The organism is Streptomyces sp. NPDC088707 (genome assembly GCF_044752725.1).
GTDB lineage: Bacteria > Actinomycetota > Actinomycetes > Streptomycetales > Streptomycetaceae > Streptomyces.
The window spans coordinates 13,286-38,934 of sequence record NZ_JBIVLV010000023.1; the positions used below are offsets into that span (position 1 = coordinate 13,286).

The following is a 25,649-nucleotide window of genomic DNA, read 5'->3' on the forward strand; positions in this document are numbered from 1 at the left end:
CCCCGCAGGCCCCCGCTCGGCTGCCGCTCCGCTCCACGGCCCCTCGGGGCCGTCTCCTCCGCGCCGCCCTTCCCCCGTACGGGGGAAGGGCCGGCCCGCCGGCTCGCTCCGGTCCGTGGCCGCGGTCCCCCGCCCGTACCGTCCGCGCCTGCTTCTAGTCCAGGACCCCCAGGTCCTGGCGGGCCGACGGGACCTCGACCGTGCCCCGGTCGTCGACGAAGGTCTGGACCGTGAACATCGGCGTGCCGTCCAGCGGCACCGCCAGCGTCCTCGACGCGTACACCTTGCCGCCCGAGACCGGTTCGACGGTCAGCGCGTAGGAGCCCTTGAGGCCTTCGGGAACCAGATCGGTCACGGCCGTGGTCGTGCCCTCCTTGACCGTGACCGTCTTCGTCACGGGCGTACCCCCGCCGGAACCCGCCGAGGCGGTGACCTTCACCTGCGCCGCCGCGCCGACGGCGGTCAGGGCCAGCGTGGTCCCCTTGGCCCGGTTGTCGGCGACCGTCGCGCGGGCGGAGATCGCCCCGGTCGCCGGTACGAAGGCGACCTCGGTGTCGTCGCCCTTGCCGCGGACCACCCGGAGGGCGGCGACGACCGGGGTTGCCTTCTTCGGGTCGCTCGGGCTCAGCATCAGCGAGCCCACCTCGCCGCGGGTGAGGTCCGGCAGCTCGACGGCGGCCGTCATCCCCGACTTCACGTGCAGGGAGCGGGCGCTCGCCGGGACGATCGTGCCGCTCCGGGTGACCAGCTGGATCTTCAGGTCGGCGTCGTCCTCGCCCGGGACGAACGCCACCAGGCGTACGGAGGTGGCGTCGGCCGGGATGCCGGGGAGCACGGCGGTGCTCGCCGGGTCGGCCGAGGCCGCGAGCCAGTCGCTGCCGAGCTTCTCGTCGGCGGAGCCGATGGCCGCGCCGACCCGGCCGCTGCGGGTGGTGACGTGGACGGTGACGGACTGCTGCGCGGCCTCGCCCGTGAGGGTGGAGAGCAGGACGGGGACCGTGGAGTGGGCGGGGACCGGGATGCCCTCGGTGAACTGGGACTTGAGGACGCCCTCGGGGCCGTACAGCTCGATGTCGGCGACGGCGGCCGTGTCGTCCGGGTTGGTGAGGTGGACGTAGTCCTGGCGTTCCTTGGCGGTGGAGGCCGCGGGGAACCAGAAGTCGGTGTCGGGTGCGCCGCAGCTGAGGCCGAGGAGTCCGCGGGCGCCGCCCGCCGGGACCACGGTGGTCTGCTGGACGGTCCAGCCGGGGGCGAGGGAGCCGGTCGCCGCGCCGGTGAGGGCGGGGGCGGCGGGGCCGTTCGCCTCGGCGGTGACGGGCTTGCCGGGGGCGGTGACGGTGGCCGGGGCCTTCGGGGGCTTCGCCTTCTTGCCGCCCTTCGTGGCGCCGCCGGAGGTCGTCGTGCTCGCGGCGGGCCGCAGCTGGGCGGTGGCGGCGGGCTTGTCGGCCGCGCCGGAACCGCCCGTGCCTCCCGTGCCGCCCTTCGCCGGGGCCGTACCACCGCCGCTGAGCGGCGTGTACGAGGTGTAGAGGGTCTCGGCCACCTCGGAGGTGCTGGGCACCGGGCAGGCCAGGCCCGCGCGCTCGACCGGCAGTCGGGTGGGCGCCTTGGCCCGGGGGGCGGCGGCGCCGTCCGGGGCGGAGAGGGACGCGAAGCCGGTGACGGCGGCGAGCGCCGTGGCGCCCGCGATCAGGGAGAGGGTCGTGCGCTTCACTGGTTGCTGCTCCCGTCGGGACGCTGCTCGGTCTCGTGGCCCTGGGGGTGCCCGTAGCCGTAGGTGTACGGGTCGTACTGCTGCGGGTCGTACTGCTGCTGTTGCTGCTCGTAGCCCTGGCTGCCGTACTGCGCCTGCTGGGGGTCGTACTGCTGCGGGTCGTAACCCTGGTCGGTGTACGGCTGCTGCGGGTCGTACTGCTGCGGCTGCTGCTCGTAGCCCTGTTGGGGGTACGTGTAGGGCTGCTGCTGGTACGGGTCGGCCGCGTACTCCTGGTAGTAGCCCTGCTCGGCGTACGCCTGCGGCTGGGGCTGCTCCTGGTGGCCGCCCTGCGGCTGTTCCTGGGCCTGGGCGTAGGCGGGGTCGTAGCCGCCGTCCCACTCCTGGGGCTCCTGGGTCTGCTGCTCCGGGATCGCGGTGGTCTCGGACGCCGGGTCCTGGCCGCCGGTCCCGGCGGTCTCGCCCTCCGCCTCGGCCTCCGCCGCGGCGCGCAGCCGGCGGGCGCGGCGGCCGTCGCCCTCGGTCGCCTGGGCGGGGATGGCGAGCTCCTCCTCTGGCAGGTCGTCGTCGATCTCGCGGCGCCGGCCGGGCAGGGCCAGGACGAGGAGGACGACGGCGAGGCCGATCTGGGCCCAGATCCACGCGGTGTGGGTGAGGGGCTGGTCGTACGTGAGGTCGAGGCGGCCGGCCTGGGCGGGGAGTTCGAAGCCTTGGGCCCAGCCGTCGACGGTGGTGCGGGGCAGCTCCTTGCCGTCGAGGGTGGCGGTCCAGCCCTCGTCGGCACGGTCGGCGAGGCGCAGGACGCGGCCGGCGGGGCCGGCCGGGATCTCGGTGTGCGCCTCGACGGGGCCGGCGGCGACGGCGACCGGGGCGGCCGGCGCCTTGGCGGAGTCCGCGGTCCCCTGCGCCGCGCCGTCCGCGGTCTTCGCCGCGGGCGGGACGATCATGACGCGGGCGATCTCGCGGTCCACGCGCCAGAGCGCGCTGCCGTCGAGCTGGCTGAGGCGGCTGAGTCCGGGGGTGGAGTCGAGGACGCGGCTCATCTGGCGCGGTGCCCCGTCCCGTACCAGGACGTAGCGGATCGCGTAGCCGCTGAGCTGCTCGGTCTGGTCGGCGCCGGAGCCGGCGACCAGGTGGGCGACGACGTCGTCGAGACGGGGGTCGTCCTCGGCGGCCGCGTTGAGTTCGGCGTCGCCGAGGCGGGCGCCGGAGCCGCGGACCAGGGTGTACGTGACCTCGCCGGGCGAGGTGCCGCCGAGGACGAGGGTGCGGGGCTGGTCGCGGGTGCCGGACTCCTCGGCGACGAACGCCGGGACCTGGACCGGGTCGCGCCGGGTCAGCGGGCCGTCGGCGCCGGCGATCATCCAGCCGACGGCGGCGACGGCGGGGCCGACGGCGCAGGCGAGGGCGATCAGGGCGGCGACGGGCTGGCGCCAGCCGAAGCCGTGGGCGGCGACGCGGGTACGGCCGCCCTCGGCGCCGATCATGCCGGCGGCGATGAGGGCGGCGCCGTAGACGAGGGTGGCGGGGCCGGCCCAGCCGGTGCCCCCCGCGCCGTTGGACAGGGCGGCGAGGAGGAGGCCGGCGAGGCCGGCGACCCAGGCGGCGCGGACGGCGAGCTGCCGCTCCTCGCGCAGCAGCCCGGCCAGGCCTGCGAGGACGAGGCCGGCCAGCAGGAGGCCGCCGGTGGTGCCGGGGCCGCCGGGGCTGGTGCCGAGCAGGTCGAGCGCGGTGGCCGTGCCCGTACGGATGTCGAGTCCTGCCTCCCGCAGGAACGCGGCCGGGTCGGTGAGCAGGGTCAGCGACCAGGGGGCGAGGACGAGGAGCGGGGTGCCGACGGTGGCCAGGAAGCGCAGCCCGTAGGCGGTGATGTCGGAGCGGCGGACGACGAGCACGCCGAGGCCGAGGAGGACGGCGAGCGGCCAGACGACCGGGGTGAACGCGGTGGCGAAGGTCAGCAGGAAGGTGTACGCCCAGGTGGCGCGCCAGCTGCCCCGGTCCGGCCGGTTGAAGCCGTGGGCGGCGACGGCGGCGCGGGCCATCAGCGGCAGCAGGATCGCGAGGACCGCGGTGCCGAGCCGGCCGGTGGCGAGGGCTCCGGTGGCGGCGGGCAGGAACGCGTAGGCGATGGCGCCCCAGGCGCGCAGGAGCCGGGACTCGACGATGCCGCGGGCGGCGAAGTACGCGGTGAATCCGGCGAGCGGGACCGAGCAGACGAGCAGCAGGGTCAGCGCGGTGGAGGTGGAGCCGAGGAAGAGCGCGGAGAGCGCGGCCAGGACGGCGAGGTACGGCGGGGCGGTCTGGGTGCCGCCGGTGCCGAGGGCGTGCCAGCCGTCGGCGTACCGCGACCAGAGTTCGGAGACGGTGTCGGGCGCGGGCAGCAGGGCGCCGCCGGCCAGCGAGCCGCCGGCGAAGAGGTTGCGGGAGGCGACCAGGGAGATGAGGAGCAGGAGGGCGAAGAGGACCGGGCCGGGCTTGCGGGCGATCTTCTTGAGCCGGGCGAACTGCTCGATCTCCAGGTAGTCGGCGTCGTCGCCGCCGGGTCCGGACTCGACGACTCCGTGGCGGGAGCCGCCGGAATCGGCCTCGGATCCGCCGAAGTTGGCGGTGAACTGTTCGACGGCGGCGCGGACGGTGGCGCCGGGCGGCGGGAACAGCGGGCGGAGTTCGTTCGCCGGGACGACGGGGTTCTTGCGGCGCTTGCGGGCGGCGAGGATCTTCTCGGGGCGCAGCAGGGTCGCGAGGAGGCCCATGACCTCGTCGACGGCCTGCCCGGGGACCTTGCCGACGAGGTAGGCGAGGGTGCGGAGCAGGGTGCTGACGATCAGCCGGACGAAGACGTACGGGAGGGCGGCGCCGCGGCTGTTGGCGAGGAGGGTGTAGACGGCGCCGGCCTTGTCGACGCGGTGCGGGTTGGCGGCGGTGCGTCCGGCGCAGTCGACGGTGCGGCGCTCGCGGGCGGAGGCCTCGGCGTGCCGGAGGACGGCGTCGGGGGCGATCAGGACGCGGTGTCCCGCGGAGTGGGCGCGCCAGCACAGGTCGACGTCGTCGCGCATGAGGGGCAGGCGGCGGTCGAAGCCGCCGAGCTCCTCGAAGACGTCGCGGCGGACGAGCATGCCGGCGGTGGAGACGGAGAGGACGGAGCGGACCTGGTCGTGCTGGCCCTGGTCCTGCTCGCGGCGGTCGAGTCCGGTCCAGCGGCGGCCGCTGCGGGCGATGGAGACGCCGGTCTCGAGCAGCTGCTTCCGGTCGTACCAGCCGCGCAGTTTGGGGCCGATGACGGCGGCGTCCGCGTCGGAGTCGGCGACGCGCAGGAGTTCGGCGAGGGCGCCGGGCTCGGGGGCGCAGTCGTCGTGGAGCAGCCAGAGCCACTGGACCGGTTCGCCGTGCGGGAGTTCGGGGAGGTCGTACGCCTCGTCGTTCCAGCTCCGGCTGACCGGGTCCCAGCCGCTGGGGCGCTTCAGATAGGGGAGGTCCTCGGGTCCGAGCACGGGCGCGGTGCGGGCGGCCTCCTCGACGGCGGCACCGAAGCCGGTGCGGCGGGCGAGGTGGAGGACGCGGTCGGCGCCGATGCCGTCGGCGAGGAGCTGCGCCGAGTCGTCGGCGCTGCCGGTGTCGGCGGCGACCACGTTCTGCACGGGGCGTTCCTGGGCGAGCAGCCCGGCGAGGGCGTCCGGCAGCCAGCGGGCGCCGTCGTGGGTGACGAGCACGGCGGTGACGACGTGTCGCGGAAACTCAGGAGTTGAGGACATCGAGCTACGGGCCCTCCGGCCGGGGTCGCCCGCGGGGGGCGTGGGAAGCGTCTCGGACGGAGGCCCACACTAACGGCTGCACGCGGAGCGGTCCGCCGCCGCTGTGGACAGAGCGGGAGGAAGGGTTTCTTGCGATGCGCGCGGAGTTTCCCGCGGTACGCGGGGAGCGGCGCGGCTTCGGGCAGCGGGCCGTCCGCCTCCTGACACGCGGAACGGTCCGCCTCCTGGGGATGAACCACAGGTGGCGGACCGTTCTCGCTGGACCGCGTGTTCTCGGTGCGCGCGCCCCGGCGCGCGGGGCCCGGGAGCTTCGCGCGGTTCGGGTCGGCGGCTCAGACCGCGGCCTTCTTCAGGCGGCGTCGCTCGCGCTCGGAGAGACCGCCCCAGATGCCGAACCGCTCGTCGTTCTGCAGGGCGTATTCGAGGCATTCGGAGCGGACCTCGCAGGCGAGGCAGACCTTCTTGGCCTCTCGGGTCGAGCCGCCCTTCTCGGGGAAGAAGGACTCGGGATCGGTCTGGGCGCACAGCGCGCGCTCCTGCCAGCCGAGTTCTTCGTCCGCGTCCTCGACCAGCAGTTCCTGGAACAACTCGGTCATGTGCGCCCCTCGTCTGTTCTGTGCGTCCCCGTGGTGTTGCCGTTGCGAACCCGGCCGAACGACACGAGTGAAATTACAAGTTCGTGCTCTGCGCGAGTCAAGCCGAGATCTGCTATTGGGCCTCGTATTCACTCTGCGGAACCAAGCGTATGCGGAAAGTGTTCAAATCACCAAAAAACGAGACACATGCCACCGGCCTGGCCCACCGTGCGCGACCCTCCACAAGGGAGGACGTCCGAGACTTGGATCTTGTTGCGATCCAGCCATGGAAGCGATCCGGATCACAGTCCGATCACGGACCGGCCGGAACCCGCGTGGTGACCGAGCGTGGTCGATCACGTGGGCGCCGCCATGTTTACGGGCACGGTTGAAGCGCCATCTGTCCTGGTCCGCGGCTGAACAAACCTTTCTCCGCGCACAGTAACCGGATGAGGTGAAACATTACCCCCAAATCGGGCATTGGGTTGACAGTCGGGTGTTGTTCCGGCCACCTTTGGTGGCATGCCAGCGACCGCAGCGCTCTCCGCGACCCACAGCCGTGGGTTCCGCAGCGCTGTCCAGGCGCGCTGTTGCTGTTGCTGTCCCAGCTGTTGATGCCGTAGAGCTCCAGCTTCTCCCCCAGCGTCACCCTGCGTCACTATGCGTCACCTTCTCTCCGTGACCCCCACCGCTTCTGTTTCTGCTGAGGAACCACCCCACCCATGAACATGGACAGCGACCTTCAGATCGCCGGCGACATCCTCGAGGTCCCCCACCTCCTCCAGCCCGAGCGCGCCCACCCCGAGACGGTGGCCGAGTTCGCCGGCTTGGCCCGCTCGATCGCCGGCGACCGCGCCCAGTGGGCCCCGTACGTCGAGTACGACGCCACGACCCGCTGGTACCACCGGCTGCGCACCGGCCCCGGCTACGAGGTGTGGCTGCTCTCCTGGGTTCCCGGCCAGGGCAGCGGACTCCACGACCACGGCGTCTCCTCCGGCGTACTCACCGTCCTGGAGGGCGAACTGACGGAGCGTACGGAGCGGGGCACGCGGGTGCTCGCGCCGGGCGCGGAGCGCGTGTTCGCTCCGGGGTACGTCCACGAGGTGGCCAACGACTCCCTCGAACCGGCCGTCAGCCTGCACGTCTACTTCCCCGGCCTCACCGCGATGCCGATGCACGAGTCGCTCCAGGCGCAGTGCGCCCCCGTCACCGCCTCGCTCGCCCCGGGCGCCGTCGTCGTCTGACGCCCGCCCGGCTCCGCTCCCCCGCCCCGGGCGTCCTCGTCGCCCGGCCGCCCCTTCCCGGCCACCACCCCTCATACGATCAGTCCTCGGCTGACAGACTGTTCGCATGCGCATTGTGGTTCTGGCCGGCGGTATCGGTGGTGCCCGTTTCCTTCGCGGCCTCAAGCAGGCCGCGCCGGACGCGGAGATCACGGTCGTCGGCAACACCGGTGACGACATCCATCTCTTCGGGCTCAAGGTCTGCCCCGACCTGGACACGGTGATGTACACCCTCGGCGGTGGCATCAACGAGGAACAGGGCTGGGGACGCACGGACGAGTCCTTCACCGTCAAGGAGGAACTCGCGGCGTACGGCGTCGGACCCGAGTGGTTCGGCCTCGGCGACCGGGACTTCGCGACCCACATCGTCCGCACGCAGATGCTCGGCGCGGGCTACCCGCTGAGCGCCGTCACCGAGGCGCTCTGCGCCCGCTGGCAGCCGGGCGTACGCCTCCTCCCCATGTCCGACGACCGGGTCGAGACGCATGTGGCGATCGAGGTCGACGGCGAGCAGCGCGCGGTGCACTTCCAGGAGTACTGGGTGAAGCTGCGCGCGTCCGTCGACGCCAAGGCCATCGTGCCGGTCGGCGCGGAGACCGCGAAGCCCGCGCCGGGCGTCCTGGACGCCATCGCCGAGGCCGACGTCATCCTCTTCCCGCCGTCCAACCCCGTGGTGAGCGTCGGGACGATCCTGGCCGTGCCCGGGATCCGTGAGGCGATCGTCGCGGCCGGGGCGCCCGTCGTGGGCCTCTCCCCCATCGTCGGTGACGCGCCCGTGCGCGGGATGGCCGACAAGGTGCTCGCGGCGGTCGGCGTGGAGTCGACGGCGGCGGCGGTCGCCCGGAACTACGGCTCCGAGCTCCTCGGCGGCTGGCTCGTCGACACCGTCGACGCGGGCGCGGTGGAGGACGTCGAGGCGGCGGGCATCCGCTGCCGGGCGGTCCCGCTGATGATGACGGATGTCGACGCGACGGCCGCGATGGCACGGGAGGCGTTGGCGCTCGCGGAGGAGCTGCGGTGACGGATGCGACTGCTGAGGCGGCCGGGTCTGTTGAGGCTGCCGGCTCTGATGAGGCTGCCGGCTCTGCTGGGCCTGCTGGGGGTGTCGGGTCTCTCGGCTCCGCGGGGCCCGCGCATGAGGCTCCCTCGTACCGGGTCTGGGCGCTGCCCGGGCTGCCCGAGGTGACGGCCGGGGACGACCTGGCCAAGCTGATCGCGTCCGTCTCGCCGGAACTCGTCGACGGCGACGTCCTCCTCGTCACCTCCAAGATCGTGAGCAAGGCCGAGGGGCGGGTGATCGCCGCCGACGACCGCGAGGAGGCGATCGACGCCGAGACGGTACGGGTGGTGGCGCGGCGCGGCACCCTGCGGATCGTCGAGAACCGGCAGGGGCTCGTCATGGCCGCCGCCGGGGTCGATGCGTCCAACACCCCCGCCGGGACGGTCCTGTTGCTGCCCGAGGACCCCGACGCCTCGGCGCGACGCATCCGTTCGGGGCTGCGCGAGGCGCTCGGCGTCGACGTGGGCGTCGTCGTCACGGACACCTTCGGGCGGCCCTGGCGCGGCGGGCTCACCGACGTGGCGATCGGCGCGGCCGGCGTGCGGGTCCTCGACGACCTGCGCGGCGGGACCGACGCGCACGGCAATCCGCTGAGCGCGACGGTCGTCGCCACGGCGGACGAACTCGCCGCCGCGGGCGACCTGGTGAAGGGCAAGGCGGCGGGCCTGCCGGTCGCCGTCGTCCGGGGTCTTCCGCACGTGGTGGCCGGGGACGAGGAGCCGGGGGCGCGGGCGCTGGTGCGCGGCGCCGCCGACGACATGTTCCGGCTGGGCACGTCGGAGGCCGTACGGGAGGCGGTGACGCTGCGGCGGACCGTACGGGAGTTCACCGACGACCCGGTCGATCCGGGAGCGGTACGGCGCGCGGTCGCGGCGGCCCTGACGGCGCCGGCACCGCACCACACGACGCCGTGGCGGTTCGTGCTCCTGGAGTCGGCGGAGTCGCGGGTACGGCTGCTCGACGCGATGCGGGACGCGTGGATCGCGGACCTGCGGCGGGACGGCCGGTCCGAGGAGTCCATCGCGAAGCGGATCCGGCGCGGGGACGTGCTGCGCAACGCCCCGTACCTGGCGGTGCCCTGCCTCGTCATGGACGGCTCCCACCACTACGGCGACCCGCGCCGGGACACGGCCGAACGCGAGATGTTCGTGGTGGCGGCCGGCGCCGGCGTCCAGAACTTCCTGGTGGCGCTGGCCGGTGAGCGGCTCGGCTCGGCGTGGGTGTCCTCGACGATGTTCTGCCGGGACGTCGTCCGCGAGGTCCTCGACCTGCCGGCCGACTGGGACCCGCTGGGCGCAGTGGCGATCGGACGCGCGGCGGGGGAACCGAGGGAGCGGGGGGCGCGGGTGGCTTCGGAGTTCGTCGAGGTGCGGTAGGCCCGGCCCTTCGTAGTGCGCAAAGGGCCTGACCCGGGACGGGTCGGGTCGCTACTCTCGCCTCCTGCCGCGTGCGACAAGGGGGGCCGTGTCCACATCCAGTGCTGCGGGGCTGAGGCGGTGCGTCGTCTGCGCGATGCCGGTCAGCCCGAAGAAGCTCGTCCTCGTCCGTGACAACCGGCCGGCGCACCGCGCCTGCCGACCGGTGACGGGCGTGCCCGTCCGGGTCGCGGCCGAGGCGGCGGCCGCGGCCGCCGCCCGGAAGCCGAAGCCGCCGAAGCCCATGAGCCGGGCCGAGATGCTCCGCCGCATCGACGAACTGCGCAGGCGGGACGCGCGGCAGGCGGCGGAGCAGGGCCGCGGGAAGGCCGGTGCGACGGGCGGTGGCCGGGGGGTGAAGCCCGCGAAGCCCGCGAAGCCCGCGAAGCCCGCGAAGCCCGCGAAGAAGGTTCCCGCGCCGAGCGCGGGCGGGAAGGCCGGGCGCGGTCAGGGGCGTACGCCCTCCTCGTCCACCGCCGGTGTCCGCGCCGCCGCCCCCGCCGGACCTCAGCCGTACTACGGCGTCGAGATGAAGTCCGTCGGCGGCCGGTGGGTGCAGATGCACCCGGACTCCGAGTAGGGCGCGGGCGGACACACCCGACAGGGCCTAGATCCGCGTGATGTCTCCCGGTGTCATGCGGGGGGCCCGGCGGGGTGGGACCCGGCCGGTGAGGAGGATCAGGCGGGCCGCCCGGTGGCGTTGGCCCGCGTACGGGGCCAGGAGGTCGAGCATCGCCTCGTCGTCGGCCGTCCGGTCGCCCGCCAGGGCCCAGCCGACGATGCCGGGCAGGTGGAGGTCGCCGGTGGTGACCTCGTCCGGGGCGCCGTTGCTGCGCTGGATCGTCTCCGCGCTCGTCCACGGGCCGATGCCCGGGATCAGTTCCAGACGCCTGCGGGCCGCCGGCGGGTCCATGAGGACGGCCTCCTCCAGGCGGGCCGCGACCCTGGCGGCGCGGACGATCGTCGCCGAGCGCTTGCCGTCGACGTTCGCGCGGTGCCACTCCCACGACGGGATCTGCGTCCACGTCCGTGCGTCCGGCATCACGTACATGCCCTCGGGGGCCGGGCCCGGAGCGGGATCGCCGTACTTCCGTACGAGCTGACGCCAGGCGGCGTACGCCTCCGTCGCCGTGACCTTCTGCTCCAGGATCGTCGGAATCAGCGACTCCAGGACCAGGCCCGTGCGGGTCAGCCGGAGGCCGGGGCGACGGCGGTGGGACGCCAGGACCAGTTTGTGGCGGGGCACGAAGGCGGCGGGGTCGTCCTCGGCGCCGAGCAGCGCGGGGGCGTTGTCCAGGAGCCAGGTCGCGCCCGGTCCCCATGCCTCGGCCTCGGGCGCCCCGTCCCGGACCGCCACCCGGATCGTGCCGGGGCCGTCGGGGGTGCGGCTCGCCCGCCAGACGGAGCCGTCGGGGGTCACGCGGAAGGTGGGGTCGGCGGGGCCGCGGCGGAGGGGGCCGAGGGTGAGGCCGATGTCCAGGGGCGAGTGAGGGGGAGTGGGTACGGGGGTGTGGCCGCCGCGGATCGTGGTGGGGGTGGTGCGGGTGGGGGGTCTGAAGCGGCCGGCCATGGGTACGAGGGTAGCCCGGTGGGTGGGGCGGGCGGGCTGGCGCCGGGTGTGCTCGTCGCCGCGCTCTCGCCACCGCCGCGTGAGCTGCCGTGCCGTCGCTGTGCCGTGCGGGCACGCGCCGCGCGGCTGCGCCAGCGCCCCTCGCCGTGGGGCCGCGTCCGCGACCGCCGTGGGGCTGCGTCCGCGCCCCCGCCACCCGCCGTGTGGGCCCGCACCCACAGGGCAATGCACCTCGTGGTGCGGGTTCAGGCGCGGAGGCCTGGGCCCGGCAAGGGGCGCCGTTCGTTGTGCCCACCCTCCCCCGGGCTTCGTCCGGGGCCCCCATCGCCGGTGCCCACCAGCGGGGTGGGCGCCGGTGGGGTCACTGGTCCGAGGAGAAGCGGATCGTGGCGGGGGGAAGGGTGGCGTTGCACCAGATTCTTATGCCGTCGCGGAGTTCGTTGTCCGGGCCCACCTGCGCGCCGTCGCCGATCACCGCCCCCGCCAGGACCGTGCGCGCGCCGATGCGGGCGCCCGCGCCGATCAGGGAGTCGGTGACCACCGCGCCCGGCTCGACGACCGCGCCGGCCAGCAGTGTGGAGCCCGATATGCGGGCTCCCTCGCCGACGACCGCGTCCGCGCCGACGACCGTGCCGCCGGTCAGCTTGGCGTCGGGGGCGACGCGGGCCGACGGCAGGACCAGGCGGTCGCCGCAGCGGCCCGGGACGGCCGGGGAGGGCGCGCGGCCCAGGACCAGGTCGGCGGAGCCGCGGACGAAGGCCTGCGGGGTGCCGAGGTCCAGCCAGTAGGTGGAGTCGACCATGCCCTGGAGGTGGGCTCCGGAGGAGAGGAGTTCCGGGAAGGTCTCGCGTTCGACCGAGACGGGGCGGCCGGCGGGGATCCGGTCGATGACCGAGCGCCGGAACACGTACGCGCCGGCGTTGATCTGGTCGGTGACGATCTCCTCGGGCGTCTGCGGCTTCTCCAGGAAGGCCGTGACGCGGCCGGTGGCGTCCGTGGGGACCAGGCCGAAGGCGCGCGGGTCCTCGACCCGGGTGAGGTGCAGCGAGACGTCCGCGCCGGAGGAGGAGTGGGTGGCGACGAGGGCCTGGATGTCGAGGCCCGTGAGGATGTCCCCGTTGAAGATCAGGACCGGGTCGTCGGGGCCCGAGTGCAGTCGCGAGGCGACGTTGCGTATCGCGCCGCCGGTGCCGAGCGGCTCCTCCTCGGTGACGTACTCCAGGCTCAGGCCGAGCGACGAGCCGTCACCGAAGTGCGGCTCGAAGACCTCGGCCAGGTAGGAGGTGGCGAGCACGATGTGCTCGACGCCGGCGGCGCGGGCGCGGGCCAGCTGGTGCGTCAGGAAGGGGACGCCGGCCGCCGGAACCATGGGCTTCGGCGTGTTGACCGTGAGCGGTCGCAGCCTTGTTCCCTTGCCACCGACCAGGAGGATCGCTTCTGTCACCTTGTCGTCTCTGCTTCCTGTTCGGGGCCGGTCGGCTCGCCCGTCTCGGTCGTCCGTGCGATATGACCGGTCAGTTTAGGCAGATGGTTGCCCCGATGACCCCATCAGCTCCTCCCCTGGTACTTCGCGGAGCTGGTGCGGGCCGTTCCGAGCTTGCCGTACAGCCGTGCTCCGGGGCACTCCGTGGCGAATCCGTCGCGGTGTCCCGCGATGGCGTTGAGCTTGACCGTGCTGCCCTTCTTGTACAGGTTTCCGCCGCCGGAGACGAGGTACGCCGAACCCTTCGGATTCACCCCGTGGAGCCCGAGCTTCCAGGCCGTCAGACGGGCGACGGCGGTCACGACGGCGGCCGGCGGGGTGCTCTTGGTGAAGGTGCCGAGGACGGCGATGCCCATGCTGTTGGTGTTGAAACCGAGGGTGTGCGCGCCGAGGACCGGCTTGGCCACTCCCCCGGCCCGGCCTTCGTAGATGTTTCCGCACTTGTCGACGGCGAAGTTGTAGCCGAAGTCTCGCCATCCACTGCTCTGTACGTGGTAGCGGTAGATACTGCGCAGAACGGAGGGGGCCTGGGCGCAGGTGTAGTTGTTGCCGGTGGCGCTGTGGTGCACGAAGGCGGCCTTGATGGTCTTGGTGTAGACGAAGCCCTTCTCGCGGATCCGCTCGTCGGCGCCCCAGCCGGCGCGGGTGATGATCTTGGGTCGGGGGCCGATGTACGGCTTCGCGGCGGCCATCTGCTCGGGTGCCTGGGCCTCGGCGGGGACTTGTGCCTCGTCCGGGGCCTGTGCCTCGTCCGGGGTCTGGGCCTCGTCCGGGGCGGCCTGGGCGGCCGGTGGGGCCATCGCCTGCGGCACCCTCGGCACGTACGGAAGCGTGAGCTCCGTGGCCTCCTTCGACAGGGCGGGGATCCAGGCCGAGCCGAACGGGGCGAGCTGGGTGTTCACGCCGCTCACCGCCGCCTGCGCCGCGGTGAGGCCGGCCAGGGTCAGCGAGCCCGCCGTCGTGCGGGACCACGCGGCCGCCGTCACCGCCGCGGCCGTCGTGGCCGCGGTCACGGGGGTGGCCGGCGTCGCCGGGTCCTGGCCGGGGTCCTGGGCCGGGGCCTCTCCCGGGGCCTCGCCCGGGTCGACCAGTTCCAGCCGCAGCCCTTCGGGGAGCGGTTCGTCCCCCCGTACCCGGATCTCGACGCCGTCCGAGTCACCCACCCACAGCGGGGCCGTGGAGCCCTTGAGCGTCCGCCCGTGGCCCTCCGCGGTGTCCGGGTCGGCGCCGTGTTCCTCGTTGTGGGTCTCCACGTCCTGCCACTCCGACCAGGCGCCGCCGCCGGTGGCCCGGGTGCGGACCTGCACGACGCCGTGCAGGGCGGCCGCCGGGTCGTCCCACACGACGCCGACGAGTGAGAAGGGTCTGACGTCGCGTCGGGTGAGTCCCTGGACGTCGGCGTCGTCCGTCCCGCCGCCCAGCGAGCGGTCGCTGTCGTCGAGTGGCTCCAGTGGCAGGGACTGCGTGGCGCCGGGCAGTTCGGGCGCGGGTGGCTGCGCGGTGGCCGCCGGTGGCAGCCCCAGCGCCGATGGCACCGCGGCCGCCGCGGGTGCGGCGAGAGAGACCGGCAGGGCGAGGACCGTCGCGCAGGTCACGGCGATCGAGGAGGCGAGTGAGCAACGCATGGGCCGATCGTGCGTAGCCCGGCGCCGTTCCGCGCGTCGGGATCCCGCCGGGAAACCGACGCCCCGTCGGGCCGACCGGTGGACGGCGTCACCGGTACGGCGTACCCCGGCGGGGCGGCGCGCGTACGCTGTCCGGCGTGAACGCCAGCGACCGCACCCCCGCCGACCTGCTGCGATCCGCGCTCGCCGCGGACCCCGCCCGCCCCTTGGTCACCTTCTACGACGACGCCACCGGTGAGCGGGTGGAATTGTCCGTCGCCACCTTCGCCAATTGGGTGGCCAAGACCGCGAACCTGCTCCAGGGCGAGCTGTCCGCCGAGCCCGGCGACCGGCTCGCGCTGCTGCTGCCCGCGCACTGGCAGACGGCCGTCTGGCTGCTCGCCTGCTCGTCCGTCGGTGTGACCGCGGAGGTGGGCGGCGACCCGGCCGACGCGGACCTGGTGGTCGCGGGGCCGGACACGCTCGAGGCGGGTCTCGCCTGTTCCGGGGAGCGGATCGCGCTCTCCCTCGCCCCGCTGGGCCGCCGCTTCCCCACCGTGCCCGCCGGGTACGCGGACTACGCGGTGGAGGTGCCGAGCCAGGGCGACCGGTTCGCCCCCTTCGCACCGGTCGACCCGGGGGCTCCCGCGCTCGTCGTCGACGGGACGGAACGCAGTGGGGCGCGGCTCGTCGAGCAGGCCCGCGCGGACGCGGAGGCCCTCGGCCTCACCCCCGGCGCCCGGCTGCTCTCCGGATTCGGCTACGGCGACTGGAGGGGCCTCTCCACGGGCCTGTACGCCCCGCTCGCGGCGGGCGGCTCCGTGGTCCTCTGCCGGAACGTGGACCAGCTGTCGTCCGAGTCCCTGGCCAAGCGCGTGGAGAGCGAGCGGGTCACGGTCACCGAGGTCTGACCGCGTCCATCGGACACACCCCGCCCCTCCGCCGGATGACCACCGACCCTGGCGCCGGATGGCCACCGAGACCCCCTCGTTCGGCCTAGCACCGCGCCGAGTCCACGCGTCACAACGCCCCGTCCGGTACATGATCGGCCGGGGGGAGTCGACTCCTTCCGCACAACCATGCGTGGGGTTCGGCCGTCTCCTTCTACGACCGGCGGCCGCCCGGCGCGCCGCCGACGCCATGAAGGACGGACTCAGACGTGACGGACCGTGCTGGTACGCCCGACGAACCGGATCCCCCGGCAACGGAGGGGACCGCGACGGAGGGCACGGCTCCCGGGGCCCCGGAGGAGCCGCGCCGCCGACGCCACTGGCTGCGGTGGACGGCGCTCGGCGTCTCGCTGGTGGTGCTGGCCGCGGCCGGGGTCGGCTGGTGGTTCTACCGCAAGCTCGACGGCAACATCACCACGGACACCACCGCGGCCGCCGAGCTCCGGAGATACGAGAGGGAACGCCCGCCGGCGGTCGTGTCCGCCGCCCGGAACATCCTGCTCATCGGCTCGGACACCCGGTCGGGCGAGGGGAACCGGAAGTACGGCAGGGACAAGGGCACCCAGCGCTCGGACACGACGATCCTGCTGCACCTGTCGGCGGGGAAGAAGAGCGCGACGGCCGTCTCGCTCCCCCGCGACCTGATGGTGACGATCCCGAGCTGCCGCAAGACGGACGGGACGCGGACCCGTGAGCAGTTCGCGCAGTTCAACTGGGCCTTCGAGTTCGGCGGTACGGCGTGCACGATCCGCACCGTCGAGAAGCTGACCGGGATCCGGGTGGACCACCACATGGTGATCGACTTCCGGGGCTTCAAGAAGATGGTGGACGCCGTCGACGGCGTGGAGGTCTGCCTCAAGGAGCCGGTGAACGACCCGGACGCGAAGCTGAAGCTGCCCGCGGGGCGCCAGACGCTCCACGGGGAGCAGGCCCTCGGCTTCGTACGGGCCCGGAAGTCGATCGGCAACGGCAGCGACACCGACCGCATGGACCGCCAGCAGCAGTTCCTCGGCGCCCTGGTCAGCAAGGTGCAGAGCGACGGGGTGCTGCTGAACCCGACCAAGCTCTATCCGGTCCTGGACGCGGCCACCAAGGCGATCACCACCGACCAGGGGCTCGACTCGCTGCGGGACCTGTACGACCTGGCGCGTTCGATGCGGGCCATCCCGACCGAGAAGGTGCTGTTCCTCACGGTCCCGCGGCGCCCCTACACGTACAACGCGAACCGGGACGAACTGGTGCAGCCGGCGGCGAGTCAACTCTTCAAGCAGCTGCGGGAGGACCGGGCCGTCGTGGTGACCCCGGGCGACGAGAAGAAGGACGGGACGGGAACGGGCGGGAACGGGCCGGACGGGAAGCCCGACGACGCGGACACCCCCGCCCCCTCCGTGACGCCGACGTTCACGGGGCGCACCGCCGCGGAAGGGGTGTGCTCCTAGTACGGAGACCGGAGGGGGCCGCGGGGGCGGTGAGTAAAGGGCACGCCAAGGGGAGGGTGGGGAGGGATGAGGTTTGAGCAAATTGCCCGGTTGTAAGGGGCGTGGAATTTGTCACGCGCGTCGCCCCACGCTGAACTGGGCGGATAGTGTGACGCGATCCGGTGCACCCCGACCGCGTGGTCGCACTCACCAAGGATCGAACGACCGAGAGAGCGGTGCCCTGTGGGGGAGGCGCCTCGCGTGGCACCGACGGAGGACTCGAGTAACCGTGGACGCGCACAGCCGTGGACGGGCGGACGAGATCGACCCCGCCGACCAGTGGGTGCTCAACCCGCAGACGGGCAATTACGAACTGCGACTGGACCACTCCGCTGGGCAGTCGCAGCCGCAGACGCCGTCCGGGGCCCGTAGATCCACCGTTCCCGCTCCCGCGTCGCGCGACACCTCCGCCGATCCGTCCGTCGACGCACCCGTGCCCGGCCAGCGCCGTCGGCGGGTCTCCGAGCCCGAGGGCGGCCGGGGCACCGAGTCGCCCTCGAGCCGCCGCAAGCGCAAGCAGGGCGCGTCCCGCAAGAAGAAGGTCCTGCTGTGGACCGGCGGCACGATGGCGTTCGTCCTCGTCGGCGGCGCGACCGGCGCGTACCTGCTCTACAACAAGCTCGACGGAAACATCGACGTCGTCGACCCCGTGGGTGTCGAGAGCAAGGGCTTCCGCAAGGGCGAGGCCTTCAACATCCTGATCATCGGCACCGACAAGCGGACCGGCGAGGGAAACTCGGGCTACGGCGACAACAACAGCCCCGGCCACGCGGACACCACGATCCTCTTCCACGTCTCCAAGGACCGGACGAACGCCACGGCGCTCTCCATCCCGCGTGACCTGATGACGACGATCCCCGAGTGCCAGACGCGGCAGCCCGACGGCCGGATCCTCACGATCCCCGGCCAGCAGCAGGCCCGCTTCAACGTGAGCCTCGGCCAGGACGGCCGCGACCCCGGCTGCACCATGCGCACGGTCAAGGAGCTGACCGGCCTGACCGTCGACCACTTCATGATGGTCGACTTCAACGCCGTGAAGGAGCTGACCTCGGCCGTCGGCGGCGTGAAGGTCTGCGTCGAGAAGGCCGTCGACGACCCCAAGTCGCACCTCAAGCTGCCGGCCGGCGAGTCGGTCATCGAGGGGGAGAAGGCACTCGCCTTCGTCCGTACCCGCTCCAGCTTCGGCAACAAGAGCGACCTGGACCGGATCAAGATCCAGCAGCAGTTCCTCGGCTCGATGATCCGGCAGATGAAGTCGAACGAGACGCTCACCAGCCCGACGAAGCTGTACGACCTCGCCCAGGCGGCGACGGACGCGCTCACCGTCGACAAGGGCATAGGGTCCCTCGGCAAGCTCCAGGACCTGGCGGGGGAACTCTCCGGGATCGACACGAAGAACATCGCGTTCGCGACCCTCCCGGTCGTCGACAACCCGGACGAGCCCAAGCCGATCACCGTGGTGCCGCACCCGACGCAGGCACCGCAGCTCTTCGCCGCGATGCAGGCCGACACCTCGCTCACCGAGGTGAAGAAGAAGCAGCAGGACGCCAAGAACGCCCAGGCGCAGGCCCAGGCGAAGCTCCTCCAGGGTGCGCGCGCCGAGGCCGTCGACGTACGCGTCGACGTCTTCAACGGCAGCGGCATCCAGGGCGCGGCCCAGTCGACCATCAACTGGCTGCAGAACGAAGAGGGCGTCACCCGCTCCACCAACCAGAGCAACGCCCCCGAGAAGGCGGCGAAGACGACGCTCACCTATGCACCGAACCAGGCCGATCAGGCCCGCAAGCTCGCGGACATGATGGGTCTGGCCGCCACGGCGCTCAAGCCGGGCACACAGGACGCCGCGGAACGCGAGCCCATGACGCTCGTTCTCGGTGCCGACTTCAAGGGCGCGGGGGTGCCCATCAACGGTCCGGTAAAGGCGCCGGACGTCGAGAAGGTACAAGCTGACAAGCAGGTGTGCGCCAAGTAGTCCGGAAACACCGGCACTTGGCACGCTCCTGACTGACGAGGGGACCTGGGGTGGGACAGAACAGCGTGCGTGGGGAGGGAACGCGCGGACGCGTTCCGCGCGCCCGAGAACTGGGCTGGGACGACGAGCTGTACGACGCCGGTGCGGCCACCGGCGCCGATCCGGCCGACGCTCCCGACGAGACGGACACGGCGGCCGCCTCGGACACGACGACGACCCGCGCCGAGCGCCGGCGTGGCGCCGGGAGCGGCGGCGGCGGTGCCGACGGACGGTCGAGTCGCCGCCGCGGCGGCTCGCGCCGCCGCGCCAAGAAGGCCGGCAAGCGCAAGGTGCTGCGCTGGGTCGCGATCACGCTCGCGGTGCTGATACTCGGCACGGCCGGCGCCGGATACCTGTACTACGAGCACCTCAACGGCAACATCCGCGGCGGCTCGCGCGCGGGCGGCGACAGCGGCGTCCAGAAGGCCGCGCCGAACGCCCTCGGCGACACCCCGCTCAACATCCTGCTGATCGGCTCCGACAGCCGGGCCGACGCCAAGAACGTGGCGCTCGGCGGCGGCAAGAACCTGCGTGATGCGGCTCCGCTCGCGGACGTGCAGATGCTGCTCCACGTCTCCGCCGACCGGCAGAACGCCTCCATCGTCTCCATCCCGCGCGACACCATCGTGCCCATCCCGAAGTGCACGGGCAAGGACGGCGCCACGTACGCGGCGACGACCACCTCTCCCATCAACGAGACGCTGGGACGCGGGGGTCCCGGCTGCACGCTGACCACCTGGGAGAGCCTCACCGGGGTCTACATCGACCACTGGATGATGATCGACTTCGCGGGCGTGGTGGCGATGGCCGACGAGGTCGGCGGCGTCCCCGTCTGTGTGAAGACCGGAGTCTGGGACAAGCCGACCCGGCTGGTGAAGGGCGGCTCGGGCCTGAAGCTGCCCGAGGGCACCCACGAGATCGAGGGCAAGCAGGCCCTCCAGTGGCTGCGTACCCGGCACGCCTTCGGCAACGACCAGGGCCGGGCCAAGGCCCAGCACATGTACCTCAACGGCATGGTCGAGAAGCTCCAGAAGCAGAACGCCTGGAGCGACACCGGTCAGCTGATGGGGCTGGCCGAGACGGCCACCCAGGCACTCCAGGTCTCCGACGAACTCAAGTCGGTCAAGAAGCTCTTCGACCTGTCGATGCAGCTCAAGAACGTGAAGATGAACCGCCTCACGACGGCGACCGTCCCGACCACCGAGTGGTCGCAGGACAAGAACAAGCTCCAGATGGTCAAGTCGTCCGCCGACAAGATGTGGGCGATGCTCCGCGACGACATCGCCTTCGACAAGAACGGCAAGCCGGCCACGGCCAAGCCGAAGCCGGGCACGCCCGGGAAGCCGAAGGCGGCCCCCGAGGCACCGGACTCCTTCCCGGTCACCGTCGCCAACGGCACCGCGGGCACCGACGAGGCGCCCGTCGAGGGCCGCGCGAAGGCGATCACCGGGGCGCTCACGGAGAAGGGCTTCACGCAGGCCGACTCCTCCAAGGAGCCGCAGCCCCGTGAGGACACGGTCGTCCTCTACCCGAAGGACGCCGGGGACCAGGGCAGGGCGAACGCCGTGTCGGTGGCGAAGGCGCTCGGGCTGCCGGAGGCCAAGGTCAGGGCAGACGCCAAGGCGGCGGACATCACGCTGATCGTCGGGGCGGACTGGCGCGAGGGCACCGCCTACAAGAAGCCGGCGGCGGAGGCGGGCGACCTGCCCCAGGGCGCCGACGACAAGGCGACCTGCATGGACATCTACTCGGTCTACAAGTGGGACGGGAAGAGCTGACCCTCCCCGCGTGCGCGTGACCCCGTACGGCTGACGGCCGGGACCCGTGAGGGTCCCGGCCGTCAGCCGTTGCGAGGGAAGCCCGTTGCGGGGGAAGCCCGTTGCGCGAGCAGGCGGCGCGGAGGGCGGGGCGTCCGCTGCGGGAGCAGGCGGCGCGGAGGGCGGGGCGTCAGACCGTCTCGGGCTCCCCGGCCAGGACCGCCGGGCGGCGGCTCGCGATGACCTTCCTCGCCAGCGAGCGCGGGCTCGTCAGGAAGCCGTAGCCCCAGGACATGTGCATCGTCGCCAGCGCCACCGGGATCCGCAGCCGGGCCCTGAGCGGCAGGCCCTTGCCCGCGGGGAGCGACCCGGCCGTGATCGCCGCCAGGTAGCCGGCCGGGATCACGAAGCCGAGCGGGGTGAGGACGGCGCCCACGACCAGGCCCGCGGCGATCGCGCACACGGCGGTCGGCGGGGCGAGGTAGCGCAGGTTGATCGAGCCCTGGTGGTAGCGGGCGACGACGTGGCGCCAGCGGCCGTAGTCCTTGTACTGCTTGGCGAGCGCGCGGACGCTGGGCCGCGGGCGGTACTGGACGCGCAGCTCCGGCGAGAACCAGATCAGGCCGCCGGCCTCGCGGATGCGGAAGTTCAGCTCCCAGTCCTGGGCGCGGATGAACTCCACGTTGTAGCCGCCCTGCTGCTCCAGCGCCTCGCGCCGGAACACACCCAGGTAGACGGTCTCGGCGGGACCCGCTTCCCCGCCCGTGTGGAAGGCGGCATTGCCGACGCCGATCTTCGAGGTCATCGCGGCGGCGACCGCGTCCTCCCAGGCGTTCTCGCCCTCGGCGTGCATGACTCCGCCGACGTTCTGCGCGCCGGTCTCCGCAAGGAGCCGGACGGCCGTGGCGATGTAGTTCGGGGAGAGCATGCCGTGGCCGTCCACCCGCACCACGATCGGGTGACGCGAGGCCTCGATCGCCGCGTTGAGCGCGGCGGGCGTCCGGCCCGTGGGGTTCGGGACGGTCGTGACGCGGGCCCGGGGATCGGACGCGGTCTCGGCGACGAGTTCGGCGGCGATCTCGTCGGTGCGGTCCGTGGACGGCCCGAGCGCGATCACCACCTCCATCTCACCGTCGTACTCCTGCTCCAGGATGTGGCGAACCGAGGTGCGCAGGTACCGCTCCTCGTTGAGGACCGGCATGATCACGGAGACGGGGGGCAGCATGGTTCCTCGGGGTTCGGGGGCGGCCCCCGGAAGACGGCGGATCGGCCCGCCACGTTACCGCGAACGGGGGACAGCGGGCGTGCCGCCCGGGTGGTGCTGCCTTGCGCTGATCGTATGGGCCTACCGTGCTCACGGTTCCCTTTGTCACACCCGCGGAGGTGTCCGTCCGTGCCCGCACCGCCCCGCACGCCCCGTCCCCGGCCCGCCGCCCGTTCCGCGCCGGTCCGCCGGCGGCGGAGGCGCCCCCGGTGGGGGATGCGGATGGCGACGGCGCTCTCCGTGACGGTGCTCGCGGCGGGCGGCATCGGACATGCGCTGGTCACCGGGCTCGACACCGGGATCACCCGGGTCGACCCCTTCAAGGACATGAAGAACCGGCCGCAGGCCGGGCACGGGATGAACGTCCTCGTCGTCGGCACCGACGGCCGGGACCGGATCACCCCCGAGGAGAAGGCGAAGTACCGGCTCGGCGGCGCGCCCTGCCGCTGCACCGACACGGTGATGCTCGTCCACATCTCGGAGGACCGGGAGCGGGCGAGCGTGGTGAGCCTGCCCCGTGACTCGTACGCCGAGATGCCCGAGCACACCGATCTCACCAGCGGCAGGAAGCATCACGCGCATCCGGTGAAGCTGAACGCCGCGTACGCGGAGGGCGGGCCCTCGCTGACCGTGCGGACCGTCGAGTCGATGACCGGCGTCAAGATCGACCACTATCTGGAGGTCGACTTCACCAGTTTCATGCGGACGGTGGACGCCGTCGGCGGGGTGCAGATCTGTACGACCCGGCCGGTCAGGGACGCGTACACCGGACTCGACCTGCCGGCCGGCACCCACGAGCTGGACGGCGGGCAGGCGCTGCAGTACGTGCGCTCCCGGCACATCGACGGGGCCGCGGACATCGGGCGGATGCAGCGGCAGCAGCGGTTCCTGGCGGCGCTGGTCGAGCGGATCACGAGCGGCGGGGTGCTGTTCAACCCGGTGCGGTTCCGCGAGGTCGCCACCACGATGCTGAGCTCCGTCCGGGCCGACCAGGACTTCGGTACGGATCAGCTGCTCGCCCTCTCCAAGGCGATGCGGGGCTTCACACCGGCGTCGTCGGAGTTCGTGTCCGTGCCGATCGGGGACATGAGCTTTCCCGTGAAGGGGATCGGGTCGACGGTGAAGTGGGACGCGGCGAAGGCGCAGCGGCTGTTCCAGGCGCTGCGGGAGGACCGGCCCCTGGCCGCGTCCAAGCCGGGTGCGTCGTCCTCGTCCTCGTCCTCGGCGAAGGCGCCGAAGGCCGTGGTCGTGGACGTGGCGCCGCGGACCGTGCGGGTGCAGGTCTACAACGGGACCCGGACGGACGGGCTCGGCCGGAAGGTCGACGACGCGCTGCGCGGGACCGGCTTCGACACCACCCGGACGCCGAAGACCGGGACCGGGAAGGAGCGGGCGCGGACCCTCGTGGAGTACGACCCCCGCTGGGACCGCTCGGCGAAGACCCTCGCGGCGGCGCTGCCGGGGGCGGAGCTGCGGGCCGTGACGGGCCGGGGCGGGACGCTGCGGGTGACGGTGGGGGCGGACTACCGGGGGGTCACGGCGGTTCGGGCGGAGGACTCGGGGAGGGCGGGGCCGTTCGAGGCGGTCACCGGGGACCGGGTGGTCTGTCCGTGACCGTCCGGGGGCCCCGCGGTCAGTCCTGGTAGCCCTCGGCCGCGCGGCGCTCGCGGAGTTCCTTGATCGCCTGGCGGCGGGCGAGCCGGTGGGTGCGGCGGATCTGCGCCTCCTGGTTGCGGCGCTTGTCCTGCTCCGTCTCGGGGAGTACCTGGGGGACCGGGCGCGGCTTGCCGTCCGCGTCGACCGCGGCGAAGACCAGGTACGCGGAGCCGACCTGGGTCGCGGGCGTGGACTCGTTCCAGCGCTCCGCGAGGACCCGTACGCCGACCTCCATCGACGACCGGCCCGTCCAGTTCACCTGGGCCTTCACATGCAGCAGGTCACCGACCCGCACCGGCTCCAGGAAGACCATCTCGTCCATCGAGGCGGTGACCGCCGGTCCGCCCGAGTGCCGGCCCGCGACGGCGCCCGCCGCGTCGTCCACCAGCTTCATGATCACGCCGCCGTGCACCGTACCGAGGAGGTTGGTGTCGTGGCTGGTCATGATGTGGCTGAGGGTGGTGCGGGAGGCCGAGGTGGGCTTGCCCGGAATATCGCCCTGATCTGTCATGCCCTCCACCATATGCCGGGTCCCGCGGCCGTCGCCGTTCGGTCCCCTTTGCATCAGCTTGGCAACAGCACCGATCCGATCCTCCACCCGGCCTGTCGCGCGTAAAGGCATGCCCGGCACACTGGTCCGCATGAATGACTGGCCCGAAGACGGCGGCTACGGCCGTGGCAGCGCGAACTCCCAGCCCGAGGGACCTCGCCGGATGAGCCATGTGCAGCGTCCGCAGGTTCCGCAGCAGCCGCCTCGGCACGACCAGGGCTACAACCAGGGCAGCAACCCGAACTTCACCCAGGCGCAGGGCGCGGGCTACGACTCCGGTTACAGCTCGGGCCAGGTCTACGGCGGCCCGCAGGGCGGCGGCCGCGGCACCGTGCCTCCGCAGTACGCGCCGGGCCCCGGCGCGGGCGGTCCCGGGCGTCCCGCCCCGGACTGGCGCAAGCGCATCAAGGTCGGCTCGATCGTCCTGGTCGTCGCCGTCGTCGCCTGGGGCATCGGCACCTACGCCTGGGCCAGCTCGCAGATGCGCAACGAGGTCGACCTGTCCAAGGTCATCGAGCGTCCGGCCGAGGGCGACTGCACGACGTATCTGATCGTCGGTTCCGACAGCCGTGAGGGCATGTCCGCCGAGGAGAAGAAGAAGCTCCACACCGGCTCCGCCGAGGGCAAGCGGACCGACTCGATGATGATCCTCGCGGCCTGCTCCAGCGGGAACACGATGGTCTCGCTCCCCCGTGACTCCTGGGTGACGATCCCCACCTTCGTCGGCTCCGAGTCGGGCAAGACGTATCCGGCGCGGGGCGGGTCCAAGCTGAACGCCGCGTACGCGATGGACGGCCCCGAGCTGCTCGTCCGTACCGTCGAGTTCAACACCGGTCTGCGCATCGACCACTACGCCGAGATCGGCTTCGCCGGCTTCGCGAACATCGTCGACGCGCTCGGCGGTGTCGAGCTGAACATCGAGAAGGGCTTCAAGGACAAGAAGTCCGGCGCGAACTTCCAGGCCGGTACGCAGACCCTCGACGGCGAGCAGGCCCTGGCCTTCGTCCGTACCCGGTACGCCTTCGCCCAGTCGGACCTCCAGCGGACGAAGAACCAGCAGAAGTTCCTCTCCGCCCTGGCCAACCAGGCGGCGACGCCGGGCACCATCCTCAACCCGTTCGCGCTGTACCCGACGCTGGGCGCCGGTCTGGACACGCTGATCGTGGACAAGGACATGTCGCTGTACGACCTCGGCAAGATGTTCTTCGCCATGAAGGGCATCAACAGCGGTGACGGCAAGTCCATGAACATCCCGATCTCGGGCCGGGCGCCGCAGAACTCCCTCAAGTGGGACATGCCGAAGGTGAAGCAGCTGGTGCAGCAGATCCAGAACGACGAGAAGGTCACCGTCGAGGCGAACCCCTGACCCGCCCGCGCGTACGACGAAGGGCGCCCCTCCCCGGCCGGGAGGGGCGCCCTTCCCGTGTCTCCCTACGGGAGGTTGCGGGCCATGACGATGCGCTGGACCTGGTTGGTGCCCTCGTAGATCTGGGTGATCTTGGCGTCGCGCATCATGCGCTCGACGGG

At 72.7% G+C, this 25,649-nt stretch carries 19 protein-coding genes; 10 read left to right on the top strand and 9 right to left on the bottom strand.

Annotation, left to right across the window (positions count from 1 at the left end):
- Nucleotides 1–154 precede the first annotated feature (154 nt).
- The 3 genes from ACIP84_RS38385 to ACIP84_RS38395 all read right to left on the bottom strand — a co-directional run bounded on the left by ACIP84_RS38385 (nucleotide 155) and on the right by ACIP84_RS38395 (nucleotide 6,062).
- Nucleotides 155–1,714: a DUF5719 family protein gene (locus tag ACIP84_RS38385; RefSeq protein WP_355968744.1), complete on the bottom strand. Its 1,560-nt coding sequence runs from the start codon at nucleotides 1,712–1,714 to the stop codon at nucleotides 155–157.
- A complete protein-coding gene (locus ACIP84_RS38390; protein WP_401805001.1) occupies nucleotides 1,711–5,466 on the bottom strand; it encodes a glycosyltransferase family 2 protein in 3,756 nt (1,251 codons plus the stop codon). The genes ACIP84_RS38385 and ACIP84_RS38390 overlap by 4 nt, the downstream gene beginning before the upstream one ends.
- Before the next feature lie 332 nt (nucleotides 5,467–5,798).
- A complete protein-coding gene (locus ACIP84_RS38395) occupies nucleotides 5,799–6,062 on the bottom strand; it encodes a WhiB family transcriptional regulator (protein ID WP_015033978.1) in 264 nt (87 codons plus the stop codon).
- A 701-nt stretch (nucleotides 6,063–6,763) separates the two neighbouring features.
- Between ACIP84_RS38395 and ACIP84_RS38400 the strand changes: the two genes are divergently transcribed.
- From ACIP84_RS38400 to ACIP84_RS38415, 4 genes are all read left to right on the top strand, one after another.
- Nucleotides 6,764–7,285, top strand: a complete 522-nt coding sequence (locus ACIP84_RS38400; protein WP_401805003.1) for a cysteine dioxygenase — start codon at nucleotides 6,764–6,766, stop codon at nucleotides 7,283–7,285.
- 106 nt (nucleotides 7,286–7,391) lie between these two features.
- The gene (gene cofD / locus ACIP84_RS38405) at nucleotides 7,392–8,345 is read left to right on the top strand and encodes a 2-phospho-L-lactate transferase (protein ID WP_401805006.1); all 954 of its coding nucleotides are present in this window, start codon (nucleotides 7,392–7,394) and stop codon (nucleotides 8,343–8,345) included.
- Entirely contained in the window at nucleotides 8,342–9,760 is a 1,419-nt protein-coding gene (locus ACIP84_RS38410; RefSeq protein WP_401805008.1) for a coenzyme F420-0:L-glutamate ligase, read from the top strand. Before cofD ends, ACIP84_RS38410 begins: the two co-directional genes overlap by 4 nt.
- An 88-nt stretch (nucleotides 9,761–9,848) precedes the next feature.
- Nucleotides 9,849–10,379 (top strand): hypothetical protein, encoded by a 531-nt coding sequence (locus ACIP84_RS38415; protein WP_401805010.1) that lies wholly within the window; start codon nucleotides 9,849–9,851, stop codon nucleotides 10,377–10,379.
- A gap of 27 nt (nucleotides 10,380–10,406) precedes the next feature.
- Here ACIP84_RS38415 and ACIP84_RS38420 read toward each other — a convergent pair whose 3' ends face one another.
- The 3 genes from ACIP84_RS38420 to ACIP84_RS38430 all read right to left on the bottom strand — a co-directional run bounded on the left by ACIP84_RS38420 (nucleotide 10,407) and on the right by ACIP84_RS38430 (nucleotide 14,477).
- Nucleotides 10,407–11,369 (bottom strand): DNA-3-methyladenine glycosylase family protein, encoded by a 963-nt coding sequence (locus ACIP84_RS38420; RefSeq protein ID WP_401805012.1) that lies wholly within the window; start codon nucleotides 11,367–11,369, stop codon nucleotides 10,407–10,409.
- Between the two features lie 361 nt (nucleotides 11,370–11,730).
- Nucleotides 11,731–12,813 (bottom strand): NDP-sugar synthase, encoded by a 1,083-nt coding sequence (locus ACIP84_RS38425; RefSeq protein WP_355968727.1) that lies wholly within the window; start codon nucleotides 12,811–12,813, stop codon nucleotides 11,731–11,733.
- A 104-nt stretch (nucleotides 12,814–12,917) separates the two neighbouring features.
- Nucleotides 12,918–14,477 (bottom strand): peptidoglycan recognition protein, encoded by a 1,560-nt coding sequence (locus ACIP84_RS38430; protein WP_401805014.1) that lies wholly within the window; start codon nucleotides 14,475–14,477, stop codon nucleotides 12,918–12,920.
- 137 nt (nucleotides 14,478–14,614) lie between these two features.
- Here ACIP84_RS38430 and ACIP84_RS38435 point away from each other — a divergent pair, with 137 nt between their 5' ends.
- From ACIP84_RS38435 to ACIP84_RS38450, 4 genes are all read left to right on the top strand, one after another.
- Nucleotides 14,615–15,367, top strand: a complete 753-nt coding sequence (locus ACIP84_RS38435) for a TIGR03089 family protein (protein ID WP_401805016.1) — start codon at nucleotides 14,615–14,617, stop codon at nucleotides 15,365–15,367.
- A 248-nt stretch (nucleotides 15,368–15,615) separates the two neighbouring features.
- Nucleotides 15,616–16,845 (top strand): LCP family protein, encoded by a 1,230-nt coding sequence (locus ACIP84_RS38440; protein WP_401805019.1) that lies wholly within the window; start codon nucleotides 15,616–15,618, stop codon nucleotides 16,843–16,845.
- A gap of 268 nt (nucleotides 16,846–17,113) precedes the next feature.
- Complete coding sequence (locus ACIP84_RS38445; RefSeq protein ID WP_401805021.1) at nucleotides 17,114–18,856, top strand: LCP family protein; 1,743 nt, start codon at nucleotides 17,114–17,116, stop codon at nucleotides 18,854–18,856.
- 50 nt (nucleotides 18,857–18,906) lie between these two features.
- Nucleotides 18,907–20,673, top strand: a complete 1,767-nt coding sequence (locus ACIP84_RS38450; RefSeq protein WP_401805023.1) for an LCP family protein — start codon at nucleotides 18,907–18,909, stop codon at nucleotides 20,671–20,673.
- A 169-nt stretch (nucleotides 20,674–20,842) separates the two neighbouring features.
- On the opposite strand, the gene ACIP84_RS38455 is transcribed toward ACIP84_RS38450, so the two are convergent.
- Nucleotides 20,843–21,877 (bottom strand): glycosyltransferase family 2 protein, encoded by a 1,035-nt coding sequence (locus ACIP84_RS38455; RefSeq protein ID WP_401805026.1) that lies wholly within the window; start codon nucleotides 21,875–21,877, stop codon nucleotides 20,843–20,845.
- 255 nt (nucleotides 21,878–22,132) lie between these two features.
- Between ACIP84_RS38455 and ACIP84_RS38460 the strand changes: the two genes are divergently transcribed.
- On the top strand, nucleotides 22,133–23,530 hold the full coding sequence (locus ACIP84_RS38460; RefSeq protein ID WP_401805028.1) for an LCP family protein: 1,398 nt from the start codon (nucleotides 22,133–22,135) through the stop codon (nucleotides 23,528–23,530).
- Between the two features lie 19 nt (nucleotides 23,531–23,549).
- On the opposite strand, the gene ACIP84_RS38465 is transcribed toward ACIP84_RS38460, so the two are convergent.
- Nucleotides 23,550–24,083 carry an acyl-CoA thioesterase gene (locus ACIP84_RS38465; RefSeq protein WP_355968707.1) on the bottom strand — a complete coding sequence of 178 codons (534 nt, stop codon included), beginning with the start codon at nucleotides 24,081–24,083 and terminating at the stop codon, nucleotides 23,550–23,552.
- Between the two features lie 130 nt (nucleotides 24,084–24,213).
- Between ACIP84_RS38465 and ACIP84_RS38470 the strand changes: the two genes are divergently transcribed.
- Nucleotides 24,214–25,488 (top strand): LCP family protein, encoded by a 1,275-nt coding sequence (locus ACIP84_RS38470; protein ID WP_401805030.1) that lies wholly within the window; start codon nucleotides 24,214–24,216, stop codon nucleotides 25,486–25,488.
- 65 nt (nucleotides 25,489–25,553) lie between these two features.
- Here the strand turns inward: ACIP84_RS38470 and ACIP84_RS38475 are convergent.
- Nucleotides 25,554–25,649, bottom strand: a 96-nt coding sequence (locus ACIP84_RS38475; protein WP_157849844.1) for an acyl-CoA dehydrogenase family protein, incomplete at its 5' end; no start/stop codon positions are given.